The organism is Enterobacter sp. BIDMC109, from assembly GCF_001037885.1.
In the GTDB taxonomy this organism is placed as follows: Bacteria; Pseudomonadota; Gammaproteobacteria; order Enterobacterales; family Enterobacteriaceae; genus Enterobacter; species Enterobacter hormaechei_C.
On the sequence record NZ_KQ090002.1, the window covers coordinates 2,382,619 to 2,406,063 of the forward strand.

General features: G+C 54.2%; 21 protein-coding genes and 1 pseudogene. 15 read left to right on the top strand and 7 right to left on the bottom strand.

What is annotated here, in order from left to right:
- Positions 1–160: 160 nt before the first annotated feature.
- Positions 161–1,066: a LysR family transcriptional regulator gene (locus SK62_RS11270; protein ID WP_003857524.1), complete on the bottom strand. Its 906-nt coding sequence runs from the start codon at positions 1,064–1,066 to the stop codon at positions 161–163.
- Positions 1,067–1,241: 175 nt separating this feature from the next.
- On the opposite strand from SK62_RS11270, the gene SK62_RS11275 reads away from it, so the two are divergent.
- From SK62_RS11275 to uspE, 6 genes and pseudogenes are all read left to right on the top strand, one after another.
- Positions 1,242–2,552, top strand: a complete 1,311-nt coding sequence (locus SK62_RS11275) for a M20 family metallo-hydrolase (RefSeq protein ID WP_048249547.1) — start codon at positions 1,242–1,244, stop codon at positions 2,550–2,552.
- Positions 2,552–3,997: pseudogene (locus SK62_RS11280) on the top strand (M20 family metallopeptidase). The gene SK62_RS11275 and the pseudogene SK62_RS11280 overlap by 1 nt, the downstream one beginning before the upstream one ends.
- A gap of 44 nt (positions 3,998–4,041) precedes the next feature.
- The gene (gene abgT, locus SK62_RS11285; RefSeq protein ID WP_032104209.1) at positions 4,042–5,568 is read left to right on the top strand and encodes a p-aminobenzoyl-glutamate transporter; all 1,527 of its coding nucleotides are present in this window, start codon (positions 4,042–4,044) and stop codon (positions 5,566–5,568) included.
- A 9-nt stretch (positions 5,569–5,577) separates the two neighbouring features.
- Positions 5,578–6,093 (top strand): methylated-DNA--[protein]-cysteine S-methyltransferase, encoded by a 516-nt coding sequence (gene ogt / locus SK62_RS11290; RefSeq protein ID WP_045334113.1) that lies wholly within the window; start codon positions 5,578–5,580, stop codon positions 6,091–6,093.
- A gap of 183 nt (positions 6,094–6,276) precedes the next feature.
- A complete protein-coding gene (fnr, locus tag SK62_RS11295) occupies positions 6,277–7,029 on the top strand; it encodes a fumarate/nitrate reduction transcriptional regulator Fnr (protein WP_000611906.1) in 753 nt (250 codons plus the stop codon).
- Positions 7,030–7,166: 137 nt separating this feature from the next.
- The gene (gene uspE / locus SK62_RS11300; RefSeq protein WP_006808916.1) at positions 7,167–8,117 is read left to right on the top strand and encodes a universal stress protein UspE; all 951 of its coding nucleotides are present in this window, start codon (positions 7,167–7,169) and stop codon (positions 8,115–8,117) included.
- A gap of 40 nt (positions 8,118–8,157) precedes the next feature.
- Here uspE and SK62_RS11305 read toward each other — a convergent pair whose 3' ends face one another.
- From SK62_RS11305 to pntA, 3 genes are all read right to left on the bottom strand, one after another.
- Complete coding sequence (locus SK62_RS11305) at positions 8,158–9,267, bottom strand: mechanosensitive ion channel family protein (protein ID WP_017694101.1); 1,110 nt, start codon at positions 9,265–9,267, stop codon at positions 8,158–8,160.
- 107 nt (positions 9,268–9,374) lie between these two features.
- Positions 9,375–10,763 carry a Re/Si-specific NAD(P)(+) transhydrogenase subunit beta gene (gene pntB / locus SK62_RS11310; protein ID WP_003857541.1) on the bottom strand — a complete coding sequence of 463 codons (1,389 nt, stop codon included), beginning with the start codon at positions 10,761–10,763 and terminating at the stop codon, positions 9,375–9,377.
- A gap of 10 nt (positions 10,764–10,773) precedes the next feature.
- On the bottom strand, positions 10,774–12,303 hold the full coding sequence (pntA, locus tag SK62_RS11315) for a Re/Si-specific NAD(P)(+) transhydrogenase subunit alpha (protein WP_032648158.1): 1,530 nt from the start codon (positions 12,301–12,303) through the stop codon (positions 10,774–10,776).
- Between the two features lie 535 nt (positions 12,304–12,838).
- Between pntA and ydgH the strand changes: the two genes are divergently transcribed.
- From ydgH to folM, 3 genes are all read left to right on the top strand, one after another.
- Positions 12,839–13,783 carry a DUF1471 family protein YdgH gene (ydgH, locus tag SK62_RS11320; RefSeq protein ID WP_000769339.1) on the top strand — a complete coding sequence of 315 codons (945 nt, stop codon included), beginning with the start codon at positions 12,839–12,841 and terminating at the stop codon, positions 13,781–13,783.
- A gap of 185 nt (positions 13,784–13,968) precedes the next feature.
- Positions 13,969–15,351 (top strand): amino acid permease, encoded by a 1,383-nt coding sequence (locus tag SK62_RS11325; RefSeq protein ID WP_003857548.1) that lies wholly within the window; start codon positions 13,969–13,971, stop codon positions 15,349–15,351.
- A gap of 39 nt (positions 15,352–15,390) precedes the next feature.
- The gene (folM, locus tag SK62_RS11330) at positions 15,391–16,113 is read left to right on the top strand and encodes a dihydromonapterin reductase (RefSeq protein ID WP_003857550.1); all 723 of its coding nucleotides are present in this window, start codon (positions 15,391–15,393) and stop codon (positions 16,111–16,113) included.
- Here the strand turns inward: folM and SK62_RS11335 are convergent.
- The gene (locus SK62_RS11335) at positions 16,110–16,445 is read right to left on the bottom strand and encodes a GlpM family protein (RefSeq protein WP_015570648.1); all 336 of its coding nucleotides are present in this window, start codon (positions 16,443–16,445) and stop codon (positions 16,110–16,112) included. The genes folM and SK62_RS11335 overlap by 4 nt on opposite strands.
- A gap of 127 nt (positions 16,446–16,572) precedes the next feature.
- Here SK62_RS11335 and rstA point away from each other — a divergent pair, with 127 nt between their 5' ends.
- The 3 genes from rstA (at position 16,573) to SK62_RS11345 (ending at position 18,705) form a co-directional block, all read left to right on the top strand.
- Complete coding sequence (gene rstA, locus SK62_RS11340) at positions 16,573–17,289, top strand: two-component system response regulator RstA (protein WP_040117577.1); 717 nt, start codon at positions 16,573–16,575, stop codon at positions 17,287–17,289.
- A gap of 438 nt (positions 17,290–17,727) precedes the next feature.
- Positions 17,728–18,099: an anti-adapter protein IraM gene (iraM, locus tag SK62_RS22260; RefSeq protein WP_023296508.1), complete on the top strand. Its 372-nt coding sequence runs from the start codon at positions 17,728–17,730 to the stop codon at positions 18,097–18,099.
- A 387-nt stretch (positions 18,100–18,486) separates the two neighbouring features.
- Positions 18,487–18,705 carry a cold shock domain-containing protein gene (locus SK62_RS11345; RefSeq protein WP_017384577.1) on the top strand — a complete coding sequence of 73 codons (219 nt, stop codon included), beginning with the start codon at positions 18,487–18,489 and terminating at the stop codon, positions 18,703–18,705.
- 161 nt (positions 18,706–18,866) lie between these two features.
- Here the strand turns inward: SK62_RS11345 and SK62_RS23090 are convergent, their stop codons facing one another.
- Positions 18,867–19,064: a YnfU family zinc-binding protein gene (locus SK62_RS23090; RefSeq protein ID WP_306414190.1), complete on the bottom strand. Its 198-nt coding sequence runs from the start codon at positions 19,062–19,064 to the stop codon at positions 18,867–18,869.
- A 118-nt stretch (positions 19,065–19,182) separates the two neighbouring features.
- Here SK62_RS23090 and SK62_RS11350 point away from each other — a divergent pair, with 118 nt between their 5' ends.
- The 3 genes from SK62_RS11350 to tus all read left to right on the top strand — a co-directional run bounded on the left by SK62_RS11350 (position 19,183) and on the right by tus (position 21,994).
- Positions 19,183–19,410, top strand: a complete 228-nt coding sequence (locus SK62_RS11350; protein ID WP_017384578.1) for a hypothetical protein — start codon at positions 19,183–19,185, stop codon at positions 19,408–19,410.
- A gap of 281 nt (positions 19,411–19,691) precedes the next feature.
- Positions 19,692–20,990, top strand: coding sequence for a two-component system sensor histidine kinase RstB (gene rstB / locus SK62_RS11355; protein ID WP_039270888.1), 1,299 nt, complete (start codon positions 19,692–19,694; stop codon positions 20,988–20,990).
- A 74-nt stretch (positions 20,991–21,064) separates the two neighbouring features.
- Positions 21,065–21,994, top strand: coding sequence for a DNA replication terminus site-binding protein (tus, locus tag SK62_RS11360; protein ID WP_039270890.1), 930 nt, complete (start codon positions 21,065–21,067; stop codon positions 21,992–21,994).
- Here tus and fumC read toward each other — a convergent pair whose 3' ends face one another.
- Complete coding sequence (gene fumC, locus SK62_RS11365) at positions 21,995–23,389, bottom strand: class II fumarate hydratase (RefSeq protein ID WP_045332164.1); 1,395 nt, start codon at positions 23,387–23,389, stop codon at positions 21,995–21,997.
- Between the last annotated feature and the right edge of the window lie 56 nt (positions 23,390–23,445).

Sequence of the window (23,445 nt, forward strand, 5' to 3'; positions counted from 1 at the left end):
TCACTCCACGTCCTTCTCTTTTAAGAAAAAGCTGTTATAACTTAATAAACCTGCCCAATGGATAATGCAAGTAGGATCCGCGAAAGGACGCACGACTGTGTGTACTGTGGAGTCTGTCTGATGTCGGGCAGACTCTATTTTTTTATTGTTGTTATTTTTATTAAATTAATTTCCTGGCTTCCCTTCGAAACTGCGTGATTAATGATTCGGCAAGCGGTGTCTGGCGAGAATCACGACGCTGAATTAAATAATATGCTGCTTTAGGCAGAGTTTCGACAACCGGCAGCATTATCAGACGGTGCGCCAGAAGCGGATCGCAGCCCAGCTCCTGCGGTAAAATGCTGATGAAATCGCTTTGTGCGACGAGGCTAATACAGGAGGAAAAGGTCTCACAGACAACGCCAATTCGCGGTATTTGAGAGCGATGGTTAAAAGTATCCTGCAACTGCTTATAATAACTTCCCCGGGGCGTAGGCATCGTCCAGTTATATTGCAAAAGCTCATTAATTGAGGTCGCCCCTGTCGCCGGATGCCCTGCCCGACAAAATACAGCAAAAGGCTTTTCGAACAGCTTTTCAAACGTAAATTCGTGATCGTACGGCCCCTGATAATAGGTATTGATGGTAAAGTCCAGCTCACCCTGACGTAATTCATTAATCATCGACACCAGCTGGCCTTCCATAATCCGGACGTTGACCTGAGGATGCTGCGCATGAAAACGCGTAATGACGGCCGGCATCAGGCTGCGTGAAATGCTGGCTCCCATCCCAATATTGATCTGCCCGGCAAGCTCGCCCTGTCGCTGGCGGATGTCATCCTGCGCTGCACGCAGCTCTTCCAGAATCAAATTAGCGCGGTGATAAAACCCTTCCCCGCACTCGGTCAGCGCGACGCCTTTACTCCGGCGCACAAATAGCTGGGCCGCCATACCCTCCTCCAGCTCTTTAATGGATTTGGTCAGCGCGGGCTGCGAAAGATTAAGCGTCCGGCTGGCGCCGCGAATGCTGCCCTGACGCGCCACTTCGACAAACGCCCTGATTTGATGAAATTTAATCTGAAATGACATAACGAGACCGATAACCGTTGTTTATCAGAGTAAAGAAACTGTCATCTACTTTAATGGAAACGGATGTGCGAGGGTAATTCCCGAACGGTTAAAACTGTGAAAAAACGATTAGTGATAAGTAAAAACTATCACAGCGTGAAGCAGTTCACATATTTTAATGATGACAGGAAAAGATATGAACGCACTGGCGCAGTACATTCAGACATTAGCTCCACAACTGAGCGCATGGCGTCGCGATTTCCACCATTTTGCGGAATCCGGCTGGGTAGAGTTTCGAACAGCTGCGAAAGTCTCGGAAATCCTCGACTCGCTGGGCTACGAACTGGCGATGGGTCGCGACGTGGTCGATGCCGAAAGCCGTATGGGACTGCCCGATGATGCCACCCTTTCGCGAGAGTTTGCCCGCGCCCGGGCGCAGGGTGCGCCGGAGAAATGGCTGGCGCCGTTTGAGGGCGGATTTACCGGCATTGTGGCGACCCTGAATACCGGACGTCCGGGCCCGACGCTGGCGTTTCGGGTAGACATGGATGCACTTGATTTAAGCGAAGCGCTTGACGAAAGTCATCGCCCCTTCCGCGACGGTTTTGCCTCCTGCAATCCGGGCATGATGCACGCCTGTGGCCACGACGGGCATACCACCATTGGTCTGGGGCTCGCGCAGGTGCTTAAGCAGCATGAAGCGCAGCTCAACGGCATCATCAAACTGATCTTCCAGCCTGCCGAAGAGGGTACGCGCGGCGCGCGGGCTATGGTCGCCGCAGGCGCGCTGGACGGCGTGGACTACTTTACCGCCATTCATATCGGGACCGGCGTTCCGGAAGGGACGGTGATCTGCGGCAGCGATAACTTCATGGCGACCACCAAATTTGACGTGCGCTTTACCGGGGTCGCCGCACACGCTGGCGGTAAACCAGAAGAGGGCCGTAACGCCCTGCTCGCGGCTGCCCAAGCCGCCATCGCGCTGCATGGCATCGCACCACACAGCGAAGGCGCGTCCCGGGTTAACGTCGGGGTCATGCAGGCGGGCAGCGGACGCAACGTGGTTCCGGCTGATGCGTTGCTTAAGGTTGAAACCCGCGGCGAAACCGAAGCCATTAATCAGTATGCCTTTGAACGCGCGCAGGCGGTTATCACCGGCGCGGCCGCGCTCTACGGCGTAAGCGCCGAAATACGCCTGATGGGTGCCGCCACCTTCAGCGCGCCGACGCCGGCCTGGGTTGCTTATCTGCGCGAACAGGCGAGCCAGGTTTCCGGAATTGAGCACGCAATTGATAAGGTGACAGCGCCAGCAGGCTCCGAAGACGCCACGCTGATGATGGCCCGCGTTCAGCAGAACGGCGGCATGGCGTCGTATATGGTCTTCGGCACGGAACTGAGCGCCGGACATCATAACGAAAAATTCGATTTTGATGAGCAGGTGATGAACGTTGCCATCGAAACGCTGGCGCGAACTGCGCTTAATTTCCCGTGGACGCGAGGTGTGTAATGCAGGAGAACTATGCTTTTATCGCTGATGCCATCGACACGCGATGTCAGACGTTTACCGATATTGCCGACGACATCTGGGATCATCCCGAAACGCGCTTCGAAGAGTTCTGGTCCGCCGAACGGCTCGCCAGCGCGCTGGAAGCAGAGGGCTTTACCCTGACGCGGGAAGCCGGAGGCATTCCCAATGCCTTTATTGCCAGCTACGGCAGCGGCAAGCCCGTTATCGCCCTTCTGGGCGAATACGATGCCCTGGCCGGGCTAAGCCAGCAGGCGCACTGCGCGACGGCGCAATCCGCCACCCCGGGGGCGAACGGCCACGGCTGCGGGCATAACCTGTTAGGCACTGCTGCCTTCGCCGGGGCGGTGGCGGTGAAAAGCTGGCTGGAACAACACGGCGGCAGCGGAACGGTACGATTTTACGGCTGCCCCGGCGAGGAAGGCGGCTCCGGTAAAACCTTTATGGTACGTGAAGGGCTGTTTGACGACGTGGACGCTGCCGTGACATGGCACCCGGAGGCCTTTGCCGGGATGTTTAACGTCAGCACGCTGGCCAATATTCAGGCCGCCTAGCGGTTTAAGGGGATCGCCGCTCATGCCGCAAACTCCCCACATCTGGGGCGCAGCGCGCTGGATGCCGTGACGCTGATGACCACCGGTACAAACTTCCTCAACGAACACATCATTGAAAAAGCGCGCGTTCATTACGCCATCACCGATACCGGCGGGATTTCGCCCAACGTGGTACAGGCCCAGGCCGAGGTGCTGTACCTGATCCGCGCCCCGGAGATGGCCGATGCGCAGCAGATCTACGCGCGCATCGAGAAAATCGCCCAGGGTGCGGCGATGATGACCGAAACCACCGTCGAGTGCCGCTTTGATAAAGCCTGCTCCAGCTATCTGCCGAACCGTACGCTCGAAGCGGCGATGTACCGCGCATTGCAGCATTATGGCACGCCGGCCTGGACGGAAGAGGAACGCGAATTTGCCCGTGAAATCCGCGCCACGCTCACGGCAAACGACCTGCAAAACAGCCTGAAAAACATTGCCGCAACGGGGGGCGAAGAGGGAAAAGGGTTTGCCCGACGCCATCAGGAGACGCTGCTGGTGGATGAAGTTGCCCCTTACGCCATCACCGATAACGTGCTGGCAGGCTCCACCGATGTGGGGGATGTCAGCTGGAAGATGCCTGTTGCACAGTGCTTTAGCCCCTGTTTTACCGTCGGCACCCCACTGCATACCTGGCAATTAGTGGCGCAGGGGCGTACCTCAATTGCCCATAAGGGCATGTTGCTGGCCGGAAAAGTGATGGGCGCGACCGCGCTGCATCTGCTTCAGGATGCCGACCTGTTGCGAAAATGCCGGGAAGAGTTCGAACAACACATAACAGAAAAACCGTACGAGTGTCCGATCCCGCAGGGCGTGACACCGTCACCTTTAAAATAAAAAAACACAACACAACAACACAACAACAGTCCCGAGGAACGCCCATGAGTATGTCTTCCATACCTTCGCATTCCCCATCCGGTAAGCTCTATGGCTGGGTTGAAAGGATCGGCAATAAAGTACCGCACCCTTTCCTGCTTTTTATCTATTTAATTGTCATCCTGATGGTCGCGACGGCCGTGCTGTCCGCCTTTGAGGTGAGCGTGCGCAGCCCGGCCGACGGCAGTATGGTAGCAGTGAAAAACCTGCTCAGCGTTGAAGGGTTGCACTGGTTTTTGCCGAACGTGATTAAAAACTTCAGCGGTTTTGCGCCGCTGGGCGCCATCCTGGCGCTGGTGTTAGGCGCGGGACTGGCCGAACGCGTGGGTCTGCTGCCCGCGCTGATGGTGAAAATGGCCTCGCACGTCAGCGCGCGTTATGCCAGCTATATGGTGCTGTTTATTGCCTTCTTCAGCCATATCTCGTCCGACGCGGCGCTGGTGATCATGCCGCCGATGGGGGCGCTGATTTTCCTCGCCGTTGGCCGTCATCCTGTTGCGGGTCTGCTGTCGGCGATTGCGGGCGTCGGCTGTGGGTTTACCGCTAACCTGCTTATCGTGACCACCGATGTGCTGCTCTCCGGCATCAGTACGGAGGCAGCCAGCACCATCGATGCGACTATGCACGTCAGCGTGATCGACAACTGGTACTTTATGGCCAGTTCGGTGATTGTCCTGACGATTGTCGGGGGGCTGATTACCGATAAGATCATTGAGCCGCGCCTGGGTAAATGGGAAGGCCGGAGCGATGAAAAGCTGGAGACGCTGAGCAAAGAGCAGCAGTTCGGCCTGCGCGTAGCCGGGATCGTCTCGCTGGCGTTCATTGCGGTGGTGGCGCTGATGGTGGTGCCGGAAAATGGCGTGCTGCGCGATCCGATCAAACACACCGTACTGCCCTCGCCGTTTATTCAGGGCATTGTGCCGCTGATAATTCTCTTCTTCTTCGTCGTTTCGCTCGCGTTCGGCATCGCCACCGGCAAAATCCGCCGTCAGGGAGATCTGCCGCACCTGATGATCGAGCCGATGAAGGAGATGGCGGGTTTTATCGTGATGGTGTTCCCGCTGGCGCAGTTTGTCGCCATGTTTAACTGGAGCAACATGGGCAAGTTTATGGCCGTGAGCCTGACGGACGCGCTGGAGGCGGCGGGGTTGAGCGGTGTTCCGGCGTTTGTCGGCCTGGCGCTGCTGTCGTCCCTGCTGTGCATGTTTATTGCCAGCGGATCGGCCATCTGGTCGATTCTGGCGCCCATCTTTGTCCCCATGTTTATGATGCTCGGCTTCCATCCTGCGTTCGCCCAGATCCTTTTCCGTGTCGCCGATTCCTCGGTGATCCCGCTGGCGCCCGTGTCACCCTTCGTTCCGCTGTTTTTAGGCTTCCTGCAACGCTACAGACCGGAGGCTAAGCTGGGTACCTACTATTCGCTGGTTCTGCCCTATCCGCTTATCTTCTTAGGGGTATGGCTGGTGATGCTGGTGGCGTGGTATCTTGTCGGCCTGCCGATTGGACCGGGTGTTTACCCGAGGCTGAACTAAGGAGTACTGATGCTGAGATTACTCGAAGATAATATTGCGACGCCGCTGGGGCCGCTGTGGGTTATCGCGGATGAAGCGTTCAATCTGCGCGCGGTTGAATGGGAAGAGCACAGCGACCGGATGGTTGAGCTGCTCAACATCCATTATCGCGCCGAGGGTTACGAGCGTATTACTGCCCGTAATCCTGGCGGGCTGAGCGATAAACTGACGGCCTACTTCGAGGGCGATCTCAGCATTATTAATACCCTGCCAACCGCCACGGCGGGCACCCCTTTCCAGCGCGAGGTGTGGCAGGCGCTGCGTAATATTCCCTGCGGGCAGGTGATGCACTACGGTCAGTTGGCAGAACAGCTTGGCCGTGCCGGCGCGGCGCGCGCGGTCGGTGCGGCAAATGGCTCTAACCCCGTCAGCATTGTGGTGCCTTGCCATCGCGTGATCGGGCGCAACGGCACCCTCACCGGCTATGCCGGGGGCGTACAGCGCAAAGAGTGGCTGCTGCGTCACGAAGGGTATTTTCTGCTGTAATTCCCAGGCTTTTTGTGCTTAATTTTCTTCCTGTTAGGTTCATAATCCTTAATCATTCTGTGGAATTTCAAGGAGATGGCAACACGCTGCCGTCTCTTGTCTTTATTGGGGGTTTGCCAGACTTACGTCCTTACCAAAAAGATGTTAAAATTGACCAATATCAATTAAGGCTTGAGCAAACCTATGATCCCGGAAAAGCGAATTATACGACGCATTCAGTCTGGCGGTTGTGCTATCCATTGCCAGGATTGCAGCATCAGCCAGCTCTGTATCCCGTTTACTCTGAATGAGCACGAACTCGATCAGCTTGACAATATCATCGAGCGCAAAAAGCCTATTCAGAAAGGGCAGACGCTGTTTAAGGCGGGAGACGAACTGAAATCGCTCTATGCTATCCGTTCTGGCACTATCAAAAGCTACACCATTACCGAACAGGGCGACGAGCAGATCACCGGCTTCCATCTGGCAGGCGATTTAGTCGGCTTTGACGCCATCGGCAGTGGCCATCACCCGAGCTTTGCTCAGGCGCTGGAAACCTCTATGGTCTGCGAAATTCCGTTTGAGACGCTGGACGATCTGTCCGGTAAGATGCCGAACCTGCGTCAGCAGATGATGCGTCTGATGAGCGGTGAGATTAAAGGCGATCAGGATATGATCCTGCTGCTTTCCAAAAAGAATGCCGAAGAGCGTCTGGCCGCCTTTATCTATAACCTCTCCCGCCGTTTCGCGGAGCGTGGCTTCTCCCCGCGTGAATTCCGTCTGACCATGACGCGCGGTGATATTGGCAACTATCTGGGCCTGACCGTGGAAACCATCAGCCGTCTGCTGGGTCGCTTCCAGAAGAGCGGAATGCTGGCGGTTAAAGGTAAGTACATCACCATCGAAAACGGTGAAGCGCTGGCCATTCTGGCGGGTCACTCACGTAACGTGGCATAACTCTCCCGGATATCTTATGCCAGGTCGATAAATTTTCATGATTATTGATCTGGCAAAAACTTCCCCCCTGTTTCATTCAAGATATATAGGTTACTCTTTTACTTACAGACTGTGGTGACAGTAGTAAGGAGACCTGTATGGCAAAGTATCAAAACATGCTGGTGGCTATCGATCCTAACCAGGACGATCAGCCGGCATTACGACGTGCTGTGTATTTACATCAACGGATTGGTGGCAAAATTAAAGCCTTTTTGCCGATTTATGACTTCTCATACGAGATGACCACCCTTCTGTCGCCTGACGAGCGCACCGCTATGCGTCAGGGAGTGATCAGCCAGCGTACCGCGTGGATCCGCGAGCAGGCGAAATATTACCTGGAAGCGGGCGTACCGATTGATATCAAAGTGGTCTGGCACAACCGACCTTTCGAAGCCATTATTCAGGAAGTGGTGGCCGGTGGGCATGACCTGCTGCTGAAAATGGCGCACCAGCATGACAAACTGGAATCCGTGATTTTCACTCCAACCGACTGGCACCTGCTGCGCAAATGCCCTTGCCCGGTATGGATGGTGAAAGATCAGCCATGGCCTGAGGGCGGGAAAGCCGTCGTGGCGGTGAATCTGGCCAGCGAAGAGGATTATCACAATTCGCTGAACGAGAAGCTGGTGAAGGAAACCATCCAGCTTGCCGACCAGGTTAACCACACCGAAGTCCATCTGGTGGGCGCCTATCCGGTTACGCCAATCAATATCGCCATCGAGTTGCCTGAATTTGACCCGAGCGTGTATAACGACGCGATTCGCGGTCAGCATCTGCTGGCCATGAAAGCGCTGCGCCAGAAATTCAGTATCGATGAGAATATGACGCACGTAGAAAAAGGGTTACCGGAAGAGGTTATTCCGGATCTGGCGGAACATTTGCAGGCCGGGATTGTGGTGCTGGGCACCATTGGCCGGACCGGTATCTCTGCCGCGTTCCTGGGAAATACCGCCGAGCAGGTGATTGACCACCTGCGCTGCGACCTTCTGGTCATCAAACCGGATCAGTATCAAACGCCGGTTGAACTGGACGATGAGGAAGACGATTGACCCCAAAATGAAAGCCCGCCGGTAACGGCGGGCTTTTTTATTACGCTTCGCTCAACCGCTGCGTCGGTGCCTCGTCGCCGGCATTCATCCAGGGCGCGTGCAGAACCATGCTCGGCAGCGCCAGCTTGATCTCCTGCTGGTTCAGCCCCTCCAGAATACGGATATTGATCTCCTGCTGAATATCCATGTACTTGTTGTAGTCCGCCGTATTAACGATATGGACCACCTCGAAGGTCAGGCGATCGCGATCGAAGCCCAGGAAATGGGCGCGGTCAAACTTCGTTTCCCCGACGTCGGTAATGATCTGTTTGACCATATCACCCACTGAACGCAGTTTGTCCGGCGCCGTGTCGCTGGCAACCCCGAAGGTAAAGACGATCCGGCGCGTTTGCATCCGCTTGTAGTTATGCAGCGTCTGTTGCAGCAGGATGGCGTTCCCGCAGACAATCTGCTCCCCGCTCAGGCTGCGGATACGGGTGGTTTTCAGGCCAATGTGCTCTACTGTCCCGGCGACATCGTTAAACACCACAAAATCGCCAATTTCGAACGGCTTATCAAAACCGATGGAGAGCGATGCAAACACGTCGCTCAGGATCGTTTGCACCGCGAGGGCGATTGCAATACCCCCTACCCCAAGGCTGGCAACCAGAGCAGTGATGTTGACGCCCGCGTTAGCAAGAATAGACAGCAGCATCACTGACCAGACTATGGCACGGAGGATAAGCCCCGTGATCACCAGCGTCACCGGGTTTTTATGGCTTCCCGGCGCCAGCATGACGTGACGAAGCCACGACACCACCCCCTGATCCATCCACAGCGCCACCTGGATAGCGAAGACCAGGAACCAGGCGTGGCTCACGGTACCAAAGAGATGATCCGGTAAGTCGACGAAACGCAGGCTGAATAACAGCGCCACGACAAAAAGCAGGAAGCGGCTGGTGCGGTTAAGCATATCCGTCAGGATAAAACGCATCCGGTTGGTGGTGGGGTGCTTGTCGCCCCAGGTAGTGATCCCTTTCTTAACGAAGGCGATCAGGCGCGTCAGCAGCCAGTACACCAGCAGAGTCACAAAAACCACCGTGGCGACGCCGATCCAGAAAGATGGCGTCATCATCAGCTCGATGATGTCGAAGCGGGACAAAAATCGCATTACACCTCCTCGTATTACACAAAGGGTAAAGTATAGACAGAGGAGAAAAGCTGGCCGCAGAAATAAGAAAACCGCCCCGGGGGGCGGTTTGTCAGGATGAAGCGCAATTACAGCGCTTTCAGGATCGCATCCACGCTGGCCTTGGCGTCGCCAAACAGCATGTGGGTGTTATCTTTAAAGAACAGCGGGTTCTGCACGCCAGCATAGCCGGTGTTCATAGAGCGTTTGAAGACAATGACGTTCTGCGCCTTCCACACTTCGAGAACAGGCATACCCGCAATCGGACTACGCGGGTCGTCCTGCGCCGCCGGGTTAACGGTGTCGTTGGCGCCAATCACCAACACGGTGTCGGTGTCGGCGAAATCATCGTTGATCTCGTCCATTTCCAGCACAATGTCGTAAGGCACCTTCGCTTCCGCCAGCAGCACGTTCATGTGGCCTGGCAGACGCCCCGCCACCGGGTGAATACCAAAGCGAACCTTGATGCCGCGCGCGCGGAGTTTCTCGGTGATTTCCGCCACCGGATACTGCGCCTGCGCCACCGCCATGCCATAGCCTGGGGTGATGATGACGGAATGCGAGTTTTTCAGCATCTCTGCGGTGTCTTCCGCGCTGATTTCACGGTGTTCACCCACTTCCTCATCAGAACCGGTTGATGAGCCGTCAGAACCGAAGCCACCCGCGATGACGCTGATAAACGAACGGTTCATCGCCTTACACATGATGTAAGACAGGATCGCACCGGAAGAACCGACCAGCGCACCGGTGACAATCAGCAGGTCGTTGCTCAGCATAAAGCCTGCCGCCGCCGCTGCCCAACCGGAGTAGGAGTTCAGCATGGAAACCACCACCGGCATATCTGCTCCGCCGATAGACGCCACCAGATGCCAGCCGAAGGCCAGCGCGATGATGGTCATCACCAGTAACGCCAGCACCTGCAAGCCTACGCTTTCGGTACGCACGAAGACCACCAGCAGCACAAAGGAAACGACCAGCGCCGCCAGGTTCAGCTTGTGGCGGTTAGGCAGCATCAGCGGTTTGGAAGAGATCTTCCCGCGCAGCTTGCCGAACGCCACAATCGACCCGGTGAAGGTCACCGCACCGATGAAGATGCCGAGGAACACTTCGGTCAGGTGGATGTTCACCAGAATCGGCTCCAGGCCCGGTTCGTGGTACAGGTAGCTGTTGAAGCCCACCAGCACCGCCGCCAGACCCACGAAGCTGTGCAGAATGGCAACCAGCTCCGGCATCTCGGTCATTTCAACGCGTTTCGCCAGACGAATACCAATCGCGCCGCCGATGATCATCGCCACCAGGATCCACGCCACGTTGCCGGTGTCCGGCCCAAAGATGGTGGCAATCAGCGCAATCGCCATCCCGGCGATACCAAAGTTATTTCCCTGCTGAGACGTTTCGTGTTTGGAAAGCCCCGCCAGACTGAAAATAAACAGGATTGCAGCAACAATGTATGCGGCTGTAACTAATCCTCCAGACATATGCTACCCCTTAGCCTTTACGAAACATTTTCAGCATGCGCTGAGTCACGGTGAAACCACCGAAAATATTGATACTGGCGATCAGCACCGCAATGAAGCTCAGGAAGCTGATCCAGCCGCCATGACCAATTTGCAGCAATGCCCCGACCACGATAATCCCGGAGATGGCATTGGTGACCGACATCAACGGGGTATGCAGCGCATGAGAAACGTTCCACACGACGTAGTAACCCACCACGCAGGAGAGCGCGAAGACGGTGAAGTGGCCAAGGAACTCTTTTGGCGCGACATCCGCCAGCCAGCCAAACAGGATAATAACCAGCGCCATGATGGCGTATTTGCGCCACGGCGACGCAGGTTTTGCTGGCTCCGCGGGCTCTGGCGCCGCTTTCGGCGCAGCCTGAGGTTGAGCGGAAACCTGAATCGGCGGTGCAGGCCAGGTGATTTCCCCTTCACGCACCACGGTAACGCCACGCACCACCACATCATCAAAATCAACGGTAATGTTGCCGTCTTTCTCTTTGCAGAGCAGCTTCAGCAGGTTAACGAGGTTCGTGCCGTACAGCTGAGAGGACTGGGTTGGCAGACGCCCTGGCAGGTCGGTATAACCGATCACCTTCACGCCGTTCGCGGTCGTCGTGACCTGGTTTGGCACGGTATACTCACAGTTACCGCCGTTTTGCGCCGCCAGATCGACAATAACGCTGCCCGGCTGCATGGAATCCACCATCTCACGGGTGATCAGCTTCGGCGCCGGTTTACCCGGAATAAGCGCGGTGGTGACAATGATGTCCACCTCTTTTGCCTGCGCCGCAAAGAGTGCCATTTCCGCCTTAATAAAGGCTTCAGACATGACCTTCGCGTAACCATCACCGCTGCCCGCTTCTTCCTTGAAGTCCAGCTCAAGGAATTCGGCGCCCATACTCTGCACCTGCTCCTTCACTTCCGGCCGGGTATCAAACGCGCGAACAATAGCGCCCAGGCTGTTTGCGGCCCCGATAGCGGCAAGACCTGCCACACCGGCACCAATCACCATCACCTTCGCGGGTGGTACTTTACCTGCCGCCGTAATCTGACCGGTAAAGAAGCGACCAAACTCATGCGCAGCTTCGACAATGGCGCGATAGCCGGCAATGTTCGCCATGGAGCTCAGCGCATCCAGAGACTGCGCGCGCGAAATACGCGGCACGGAGTCCATCGCCATCACGGTGACACCACGTGCTGCCAGCTTCTCCATCAGCTCCGGGTTTTGGGCTGGCCAGACAAAGCTCACAAGCGTCGTGCCCGCGTTCAGCAGTTCAATTTCACTCTCTTCCGGTGCGTTGACCTTCAGAATGATGGGTGATTGCCAGACCTCAGCACCGTCCACTACTTCCGCGCCAGCCTGAGTAAAGGCCTCGTCATCGAAACTCGCCAGTTTGCCCGCGCCGCTTTCAATCGCGACGGTAAAACCCAGTTTAAGCAGTTGCTCCACCGTTTTTGGTGTTGCCGCTACGCGGGTTTCATTGGCTAACCGTTCTTTTGGTACCCCAATACGCATAGTTTTCCCTTCCATCGGTTTTTGATGATGGTTTGTCGATAATTGCCCACGGTTTGTATCAATTTTCACCATCGAGATATCGACGGAGAATGATTAACCCCGGAAAATAAAACAGTAACAAACTTTCTATAACCTACTGAAAATAGCGCCCGTGATCTACCGCCAGAAAACACTATTTCTTACTTTATCTGTGAAAAATAAGCGATCGGGGTCACTGACAGAGATATTTACCTTAAATTCGCCTTCAGGACCGATAAATCGCGCAAGCGAAGCGGTAAAAACATGATATAGCGCCATAAAAGAACAACTCATTAACATTAAATTAACTTGTAAAAGTCATATGCTTAATCAGTTTTGCTTGTGAAACGCCTGTTTTTTCCACATATCACAAAATGTTATCGAATCAGGTCCTTTGGTGAGCACAGGCTGTGAAAAATGCCGCAGACAGCGACGGGTGTTAAATGCCATAATCGGGACCGTCTCAAATTAACAACAACACCAGTACATGGTTTGCGCAAGGCGAAGGATTATTTTTATGAAGCTTAAGAACACACTCCTGGCGTCCGCACTTCTTTCCGCGACCGCCCTGTCTGCGAATGCCGCGACAGAGTTGACGCCGGAGCAAGCGGCAGCGTTAAAACCTTTTGACCATACGGTCATTGTGGGTCGCTATAACTCAATTGGCGATGCCGTCGCCGCCGCATCAAAAGCCGCCGATAAAAACGGCGCTGCCTCGTTTTACGTTGTTGACCAGTCCGATCAGGGCAACAGCGGCAACCAGCGCGTGACGATTGCGCTGTACAAAGAGAACGCCCCAAAAGCAGATGAACAGAAAAACCGCGTGATTAACGGCATTGTTGAACTGCCGAAAGATCAGGCTGTTCAGCTGGAACCGTATGACACCGTGACCGTTCAGGGCTTCTACCGCAGCCAGCCTGAAGTTAACGATGCCATCACCAAAGCCGCGAGAGAAAAAGGCGCTTACGCGTTCTATATCGTGCGTCAGGTTGATGCCAACCAGGGCGGAAACCAGCGCATCACCGCCTTCATCTATAAGCAAGATGCGAAAAAACGCGTAGTACAAAGCCCGGATGCCATTCCAGCGGATTCAGATGCGGGACGTGCCGCGTTAGCGAAAGGCGGTGAAGAAGCGAAGAAAGTGGAAATTCCGGGCGTTGCAACCTCGGCGGCACCAAGCGCTGAAGTGGGTCGTTTCTTTGAAACCCAATCCACCAAAGGTGGTCGTTATACCGTTACGTTACCAGACGGCACGAAAATTGAAGAGCTGAACAAAGCCACTGCCGCGCAGATGGTGCCGTTCGACAGCATCAAGTTTACGGGCAACTATGGCAACATGACGGAAATCTCCTATCAGGTGGCGAAGCGTGCTGCGAAGAAAGGCGCGAAGTATTACCACATCACCCGCCAGTGGCAGGAACGTGGTAACAACCTGACCATCAGCGCCGATCTGTACAAGTAACAAAACGTTTTCATAAAGGCGGCGCAGTGCCGCCTTTTTTGTTACTTTTTTTCTGATTTCTGCCACACGTCATTGCATGCATCCTTCACACTCCGTAAAATCCCGCGCCTTAGCGTGATCCACCATTTTTATGCGCCTTAGCGAAATAATTATTCTGGATTTGGACTTTTCATAACAGGAAGCCAATGGAAAAGAAACTTGGCCTGAGTGCTTTAACTGCACTTGTATTGAGCTCAATGCTGGGCGCGGGCGTATTCAGTTTGCCGCAGAACATGGCGGCCGTCGCCAGCCCGGCCGCATTACTGATTGGCTGGGGCATTACCGGTGTCGGGATTTTGCTGCTGGCGTTCGCCATGCTGCTGCTGACCCGTATCCGACCGGATCTGGACGGCGGAATATTCACTTACGCCCGGGAAGGTTTCGGCGAGCTGATCGGCTTCTGCTCCGCCTGGGGTTACTGGCTGTGCGCGGTGATCGCCAACGTCTCCTATCTGGTTATCGTCTTCTCGGCGCTCAGCTTCTTTACCGATACGCCCGAACTGCGCCTGTTTGGCGACGGCAATACCTGGCAGTCCATCGTCGGCGCCTCGGTCCTGCTGTGGATAGTTCACTGGCTGATTTTGCGTGGCGTCCAGACCGCAGCCAGCATTAACCTGGTGGCGACGCTGGCCAAGCTGGTGCCGCTTGGCCTGTTCGTCGTGCTGGCCTTCCTCGCCTTCCGTCTCGATGTCTTTACGCTCGATTTCAGCGGCATTGCGCTGGGCGTCCCCGTCTGGGAACAGGTGAAAAATACCATGCTGATCACCCTGTGGGTGTTCATCGGCGTTGAAGGTGCCGTCGTGGTCTCTGCCCGCGCGCGTAACAAGCGCGATGTGGGACGCGCCACGCTGCTGGCCGTACTGGCGGCGCTGGGCGTTTATCTGCTGGTGACGCTGTTGTCGCTCGGCGTGGTGGCCCGCCCTGAACTGGCGGAAATGCGTAACCCGTCCATGGCAGGGCTGATGGTGAAAATGTTGGGTCCCTGGGGGGACGTGATTATCGCGGCGGGTCTGATTGTTTCCGTTTGCGGCGCCTATCTGAGCTGGACCATTATGGCAGCGGAAGTCCCGTTCCTGGCCGCCACGCACAAAGCGTTCCCGCGCCTGTTTGCCCGTCAGAACAAAAACAGTGCGCCATCGGCCTCTCTGTGGCTCACCAACATCAGCGTGCAGGTCTGTCTGGTGCTGATCTGGCTCACAGGATCGGACTATAACACGCTGCTGACCATCGCCTCCGAGATGATTCTGGTACCCTATTTCTTAGTGGGCGCATATCTGTTAAAAATTGCGACCCGCCCGGCACACTATGCGGTAGGCGTCGGCGCCTGTATTTACGGTCTATGGTTGTTGTATGCTTCCGGACCGATGCATCTGCTGCTGTCCGTGGTGCTCTACGCGCCGGGCCTGCTGGTGTTTATTTACGCTCGCCGTACACATCAGCTTGATAATGCCCTTAAGCGCCGCGAAATGGCATTGATAGGTTTGCTGTTAGTCGCTGCCGTACCGGCAACGTGGATGTTAATGGGATAGCGCCGCCTGTCCCATTGTTGAACTGAAAAGGAGATTACGATGGGACATACGCAGCAACGCCCAATATTGATCACTGGCGCAGGCCGTCGCATTGGCCTCGCCCTCGCCCATCACTTTCTCAATCTTCGCCATCCGGTTATCGTCAGTTACCGCACGGAATATCCCTCCATTGAAGGGCTACGAAATGCCGGAGCAGTCTGCATTCAGGCGGATTTCTCCACAGATGAAGGTATTCTCGCCTTCGCGGACAAAGTGAAGTCGACCACCCACGGACTGCGGGCGGTTATTCACAACGCCAGTACCTGGCTTCCCGAAAAAGCAGGACATTCACTCAGCGAAACGCTCGCCTGCATGATGCAGATCCACGTTAATGCGCCTTATCTGCTCAACCATGCCCTACAGGATTTGCTGCGCGGACACGGCCATGCCGCAGGCGACATTATCCATTTCACCGATTACGTGGTGGAGCGAGGAAGCGACAAACACATCGCCTATGCGGCCAGCAAAGCCGCGCTGGATAATATGACCCGCTCTTTCGCACGCAAGCTGGCGCCCGAGGTAAAGGTCAACGCGATTGCTCCGGCGATGATTTTATTTAACGAAGGCGATGATGCCGAGTATCGTCAGCAGGCGCTCAACAAGTCGTTAATGAAAATTGCGCCCGGCGAGAAAGAGGTGATCGACCTGATCGATTATCTGCTGACCAGCTGTTACGTCACGGGCCGAACGTTTGCCGTGGACGGTGGCCGCCCCCTGCGCTAGTGAAAGCGGCTCCAGAAGAAGATGAGCACCCAGGCGCTGAGGCTCCAGCAGACCACCGCCCCGCCCAGCGCCATGGGCAGACGCAGAAAACCGGTGAAGTACCACAGCGACAGCAGGTAAATAAAATACGGGATGATCGACCACATCCCGAACACAATGGTGGCGCGCAGCGCCTCAATACCCCGCTCAGAGGCCACAATATAGTGCGCGATTAACGCAAAGGTGGGAAACAGCGGGATCAGCCCGGCAATGTAGTAGTTCTTCGTTTTAGCCAGCACCCCAATCAGCAGCACGACCAGCGCACCCAGCGCGGCTTTTATCACCAGCCCCATTCTTTTCCCTTAACAATCAAATAACATTCCCGTGCAGGATAACGGAACTCCGGCTAATTTTGAAAGATTAATGGAAGGTTAAGGTTGCGCGGTGTATGTTGACGTTTTTCGCGATGACAGACGTTGTATGAATAAGATTGTTTATGTTGAAGATGAACCCGAGGTGGGGCAATTAATCGCCGCTTATCTGGGTAAACATGATATGGAAGTGGTTGTCGAGGCTCGTGGCGATCGCGCTGAAGACGTCGTCAACCGCGAAAATCCGGATCTGGTGTTGCTGGACATCATGCTGCCCGGGAAAGATGGTATGACGCTCTGCCGGGATCTGCGCGCGAAATGGGACGGCCCGATCGTGCTGCTGACCTCTCTCGACAGCGATATGAATCATATTCTGTCGCTTGAGATGGGCGCAAACGACTACATCCTGAAAACCACGCCGCCGGCGGTTCTGCTAGCCCGTTTACGCCTCCATCTGCGTCAGCGTGCCAGCGCTGAGCGTGAAGCGCCTGCGCCCTCCTTAACGCCGCATAAAGCGATGCGTTTCGGCACACTTTCTATCGACCCGGTCAACCGACAGGTTATGCTTTCCGGGGAGCTGATTGCGCTCTCAACCGCAGATTTTGACCTGCTGTGGGAGCTTGCAACCCATGCCGGACAAATTATGGACCGGGATGCATTGCTGAAAAATCTGCGCGGCGTAAGTTACGACGGAATGGATCGTAGCGTTGATGTGGCGATTTCACGACTGCGTAAAAAACTGTTGGATAACGCCACGGAACCTTACCGCATCAAAACCGTACGCAACAAGGGCTATCTGTTTGCACCGCACGCCTGGGAAACCTGAAAAAGGAGCAAACAGGAATATTCGAAAAATAACTGACGATGCATCGGAATTGTTATCGATATTCGTCGAAAGTTATCGATTATATGCATCGTCAGTTATGACATATCCTCTGGTCTGATTCCTCTCTCCAGTTCTATTTCGATGTGCATTTTTCGCGTAAACAAAAGTAGCGCTAATGTATTTGATTGCTATAGTACAATATATATTCAGCAGAGCAGGCACCATCATCGATCAAAAATCCGTCACTTAAATGCACATTAGACTAAAAATGATCTTTACAATTGACTTAATCATTATCTTATCCTTATGAAAACAAAGGGGATAATGGAGAACATATAAATAATATCGATCTTTTTCAATAGCTTACGTGTTTGCAGAAATCTAATTCTCATGCTAAACCTTATACTCTCTCAATTATTTAATGAAAGAGGTATAGCAATGTCATGGAGAGTCATTAGCTCGGTAATTTGTCCTAACACGGGAATCGTTTATTCAAGCATCTTGGGACTCAAGTTCTTGAAACTCATCATTTGGTATGAAAGTGATGTCTATTTGTACCCCGGTGACAGGATATATCCGACAAAAAATGGCGTCTTCATAAATGGTGTTTTCAAGCCTATATCGATATACAACATATCACCTTACAACGAAATGTTGTGGAGTGAAATTAAAAACAAGATGGCCTGCCCATACAATCGAAACCAGCACGAGGAGATATGCACTTACGCGGTGCATTGCAACGCGCGGAAATGCCCGCATGGGTTTGCCACCAACCCACTGATTGTCAGCACAGGTAAATCCAGACATTAGCGAAAATCGGAAATATTGAGATCAAGATAATTAATATTTCTGCTGCACCGCCTTTGTCCGGATAAATCTCCGTGACTACAGCCCAAATGCTCCTGTGGGGACATTTGGGCTGTAGTCACGCCTGGCAACTCTGGCTTCTTGTACCAAATTAATTTTTATTGTGCAATTTTAAGCAAGCCATCCGGAAGGCTAAAATAAAAATTGCTAATTAACCCTGCCCGTGCATTAATGGTCTCGTTAGTCCGATCCAATAATAGTTGGACAAGTTGCATGACAATTCTCATAACCAGGCGCTATCGCTGATATCCCCTCCTTTTGAGTCCACACCTTAGCATTATATGTTTATTAGCTTTTATATCACTTCGGAAATGTTCAAATGGAGTCTTTATGTCATCAAAAATTTTAGGTCTGGTTAAGTGGTTTAAGGAAGATAAAGGCTTTGGTTTTATCTCCCCTGTAGATGGCAGCAAAGATGTTTTCGTGCATTTCTCTGCCCTTCAGGGAGAGAACTTCAAAACACTTTTTGAAGGTCAGAAAGTCGAATTTATCATCGTAAGCGGCGATAAAGGCCCTGCTGCTGCGAATGTAACGCTTTGCGATAAATAATATCAGCACACAGCCGCGTTGACGATGATGTTGCTTCTGGCTCGTGGACTGCACAAGCAGTCTACAATCCGATGCTAACTGCTTGTAAATCAGTAAAGTGTTATTGAGGTCAGGCGGCCGCGAAAAACATCGTCTCTTCCACTTCTTGTATGAGTATTTCTTCAGAGACGCTGAGAGGATTTAAACAAAGCGCTACAGTAGGGACAGACAAGCTGGGCCCCCTTTTGTATGCGAGTGAAACTGTGCTCTGACTCTTTAGCGCAGTTTGGACATGAACATTTGACTAAATAATTGCGACGAAGTTGCGAGTTTTTACGTCCCGACATAGGCTGCTCCTGAATGAAAAGGATTGCCACCATACACGTTAAGGCAGGATATTGCTTGCTTTTATTTCCCAAAGAGAGCAAAAAATGGAAAGGAGCCACGCTTCTGGAACATACTTACCTTACACAATCACAAAGAGATATAGAGTGATATATGAAAAAGGTGATCATTTTTTTTAATGCCAACCCCAGCAAAGTCATTATCGTGCTTAAGGGCATAACGTCTGTACGCCAGACATATCCGGATGGTGAAGAAATTAATCTTCAGATCATGACTGCAAGCTTTCCGTCGTTGACGGGAGATCATAATTCTATCTATGTTGCTTCAGACAGGGAACTTACCTCTCAGGAAATATCTGATGCTGCCAAACAATATTTATAATATTTTCTGTCACTAGTCCGGTTAACAACACAGCATTTATTTCACTCAGAATGAGAAAAATTACAATCCATCATTATTAATGCCTGCAAAATGCAGGCTTTTTTACGACATTGCCCTTTAAATTTAACTATTCCGCATAATCGTGCTGCTCACTTTGCTCCCTCTGTTTCCGAAGAAAGTGTATCATCAACCTTCTTCGCTCCTGTGGTGATATGGATGTCCACGCAGGGCTGACGAAGTAAAGCCGGGTTCTTAATTGATTGATTTAGCGGTGCTATCCAATGAAAAAGCTGTTTGTGCAGTTTTATCTCCTGCTGTTTGTCTGCTTTCTGGTGATGACCATGCTGGTCGGGCTGGTCTATAAATTCACCGCAGAGCGCGCGGGCAGGCAATCCCTGGACGATCTGATGAAAAGCTCGCTCTACCTGATGCGTAGCGAGCTGCGAGAAATTCCTCCTCATGACTGGGCGCGCACGTTAAAAGAGCTGGATCTGAATCTGTCGTTTGATTTGCGTATCGAACCCATGAAGGATTTTGACTTAGCGCCGCCTGCGATGCAGCGTCTGCGCGACGGAGACATCGTCGCACTGGACGAGAAATATACCTTCATTCAGCGTATTCCACGCAGCCACTATGTCCTTGCCGTCGGGCCAGTGCCCTATCTCTATTACCTGCACCAGATGCGCCTGCTGGATCTCGCCCTGCTGGGCTTTATTGCCATCTCGCTCGCTTTCCCTGTGTTCATCTGGATGCGACCGCACTGGCAGGACATGCTGAAACTGGAATCCGCCGCACAGCGTTTTGGGGAGGGTCATTTAACTGAACGCATCCATTTCGACAGCGGTTCCAGTTTTGACCGGCTCGGTATTGCCTTCAACCAGATGGCCGATAATATCAACGCCCTGATTGCCAGCAAGAAGCAGCTGATCGACGGCATTGCGCATGAACTGCGCACTCCGCTGGTACGCCTGCGTTATCGCCTGGAGATGAGCGAGAACCTCACCGGGGCGGAATCGCAGGCGCTCAATCGGGATATTGGCCAGCTTGAAGCGCTGATTGAAGAGCTGCTGACCTATGCCCGCCTCGATCGGCCTCAGACGGAGTTGCACCTCAGTACACCGGATCTCCCCGTCTGGCTACAGACGCATATTAACGATGTGCAGAGCGTTAACCCTCAGCGAAAACTGCTGGCAGCCATTACCCCCGGCGCGTACGGCGCGCTGGACATGCGACTGATGGAACGCGTGCTGGATAATCTGATGAACAACGCCATGCGCTACAGCGAAACGACGCTGCGCATAGGTTTAGATTTGCAGGGAAGCCAGGCGATTCTGTGTGTAGAAGACGATGGCCCCGGCATTGAGCCGGCGGAGCGTGAAAAAGTTTTCGAGCCGTTTGTGCGCCTCGATCCCAGCCGCGACCGGGCTACCGGCGGCTGTGGCCTGGGGCTGGCTATTGTCCGTTCCATTGCCCAGGCGATGGGTGGTACGGTTCGCTGCGAAGCGAGCGAGCTGGGTGGGGCCCGTTTCGTCTTTAGCTGGCCGATCTATCACAATATTCCCCTTCCCGTACCTGCCTGACTTAAACCGCACGCTGGCCTGACCCGGCGTGTTGTGCTATATCAGTAGTATGTTGTAACTAATTAAGGGCTACCATGGCAACTTACGATCTCATCGAAAGGCTTAACACCACATTTCGGGAAATAGAGCAGGCGTTACTGACCCTGACGGGGCAACTTCAGGACTGCCGCCTGCTGGCCGCCCGCGTCTTTTCTCTGCCCGAGGTGGCGAAAGGCGCGGAGCACGACCCGCTGAACACCATTGAGGTGACGCAGCATGTTGGCAAGGCGGCGCTGGAAATGACGTTGCAGCACTTTCGTCGCCTTTTCATCCAGCAGCAGTCTGAAAATCGCAGCAGTAAGGCCGCCGTTCGCCTGCCCGGCGTCATCTGCCTGCAAACGGATGCCGCAACGCGTGAAGGGATTGAGGCGCAGATTACGCATATCAATACGCTGAAAGCCGCCTTTGAGAAGATTGTAACCGTTGAGTCCGGGCTGGCGCCGGCTGCCCGTTTTGAATGGGTGCATCGCCAGCTTCCGGGGCTGATCACCCTGAATGCTTACCGCACGCTGACGGTACTGCGCCACCCCGCCACGCTGCGCTTCGGCTGGGCCAACAAGCACATCATTAAAAATTTCACGCGCGATGAGATCCTGGCTCAGCTGGAGAAAAGCCTGAAATCGCCGCGAACGGTCGCCCCGTGGTCGCGGGAACAGTGGATTGAACGGCTGGAGCAGGAGTACCACAGCATTGCCTCCCTGCCAGCTGATACCCGTCTTAAAATAAAGCGTCCGGTGAAGGTACAGCCTATCGCCCGCGTCTGGTACGCCGGACAACAAAAGCAGGTGCAATACGCCTGCCCGACGCCGCTGATTGCGCTCTACGATGCCGATCAGGGTGCGGTGGTGCCGGATATCGGGGAACTGCTGAATTACGATGCTGAAAACGTTCAGCATCGCTATAAACCCCAGGCGCAGCCGCTACAGCTGATTATTCCGCGGCTGCACCTGTATGTGGCGCAGTGATTATCTGAGGCTGCCCACCATCGCTTCCGGGCGGACCCAGGCATCAAACTCGGCGTCCGTCAGGTAGCCCAGCGCCAGCGCAGAGGCTTTCAGGGTAAGCCCCTCTTTGTGCGCTTTTTTAGCGATTTCGGCCGCTTTGTCATAACCAATATGGGTGTTCAGCGCCGTTACCAGCATCAGAGACTCATTCAGCAGTTGGCTGATTCGCTCGCGATTAGGCTCAATGCCCACCGCGCAGTGCTCGTTAAAGCTCTCCATGCCATCGGCCAGCAGACGAATCGATTGCAGTACGTTGTGGATCACCATCGGACGATAGACGTTAAGCTCGAAGTTACCCGACGCGCCGCCCATGTTAACCGCCACGTCATTACCCATCACCTGACAGCACAGCATGGTCATGGCTTCGCACTGGGTCGGGTTCACTTTACCCGGCATAATGGAGCTGCCCGGCTCGTTTTCCGGAATGCTGATTTCGCCGATGCCGCAGCGCGGGCCGGAGGCCAGCCAGCGCACGTCGTTGGCAATTTTCATCAGCGAGGCCGCAAGCCCTTTCAGCGCGCCATGGGTATGCACCAGCGCATCACAGGTCGCCAGCGCTTCGAATTTATTCGGAGCGGTAACAAACGGCTGCCCGGTGATCTTCGCCAGCTCTTCGGCCACGCGCACCGCGTACTCGGGATGGGTGTTTAAGCCAGTGCCCACCGCCGTCCCGCCGAGCGCCAGCTCCGCCAGATGCGGCAGGCTGTTGTCGATATGCTTAAGATTGTGCTCCAGCATTGCCACCCAGCCGGAGATCTCCTGACCAAGCGTCAGCGGCGTGGCGTCCTGAAGGTGCGTACGACCAATTTTAACGATGTCGCGGAAGGCCTGCGCTTTTTCGTTAAGCGTAGATTTAAGCACGTTGAGCTGCGGGATAAGCTGCTCGCGGATTGCGATGACGGCCGCCACGTGCATGGCCGTCGGGAACACGTCGTTGGAACTCTGGCTTTTGTTCACGTCATCGTTCGGGTGGATCTTGCGCTCCATGCCGCGCACGCCGCCAAGCAGCTCGCTTGCACGGTTCGCCAGCACCTCGTTCATGTTCATGTTGCTCTGGGTGCCTGAGCCGGTCTGCCAGATGGCAAGGGGGAATTCGTCGGGATGTTTGCCCGCCAGCACTTCGTCGGCGGCATTGATGATGGCGGTGGCTTTATCGGCATCCAGCAGGCCCAGATCCTGATTGACTTTGGCGGCAGCGCGTTTGGTCAACGCCAGCGCCTGGATTAGCGAGACGGGCATTTTCTCTGTCGAAATGCGGAAATGCTCCAGCGAACGCTGGGTTTGTGCGCCCCATAGCTTGTCGGCCGGGACGTCGATGGCGCCCATGGAGTCTTTCTCGCGGCGATGCATTGTCATTACTTACTCCTTGATAACAAAGATGGGATTGCTCACATGCTTAAGAGATAAGTATT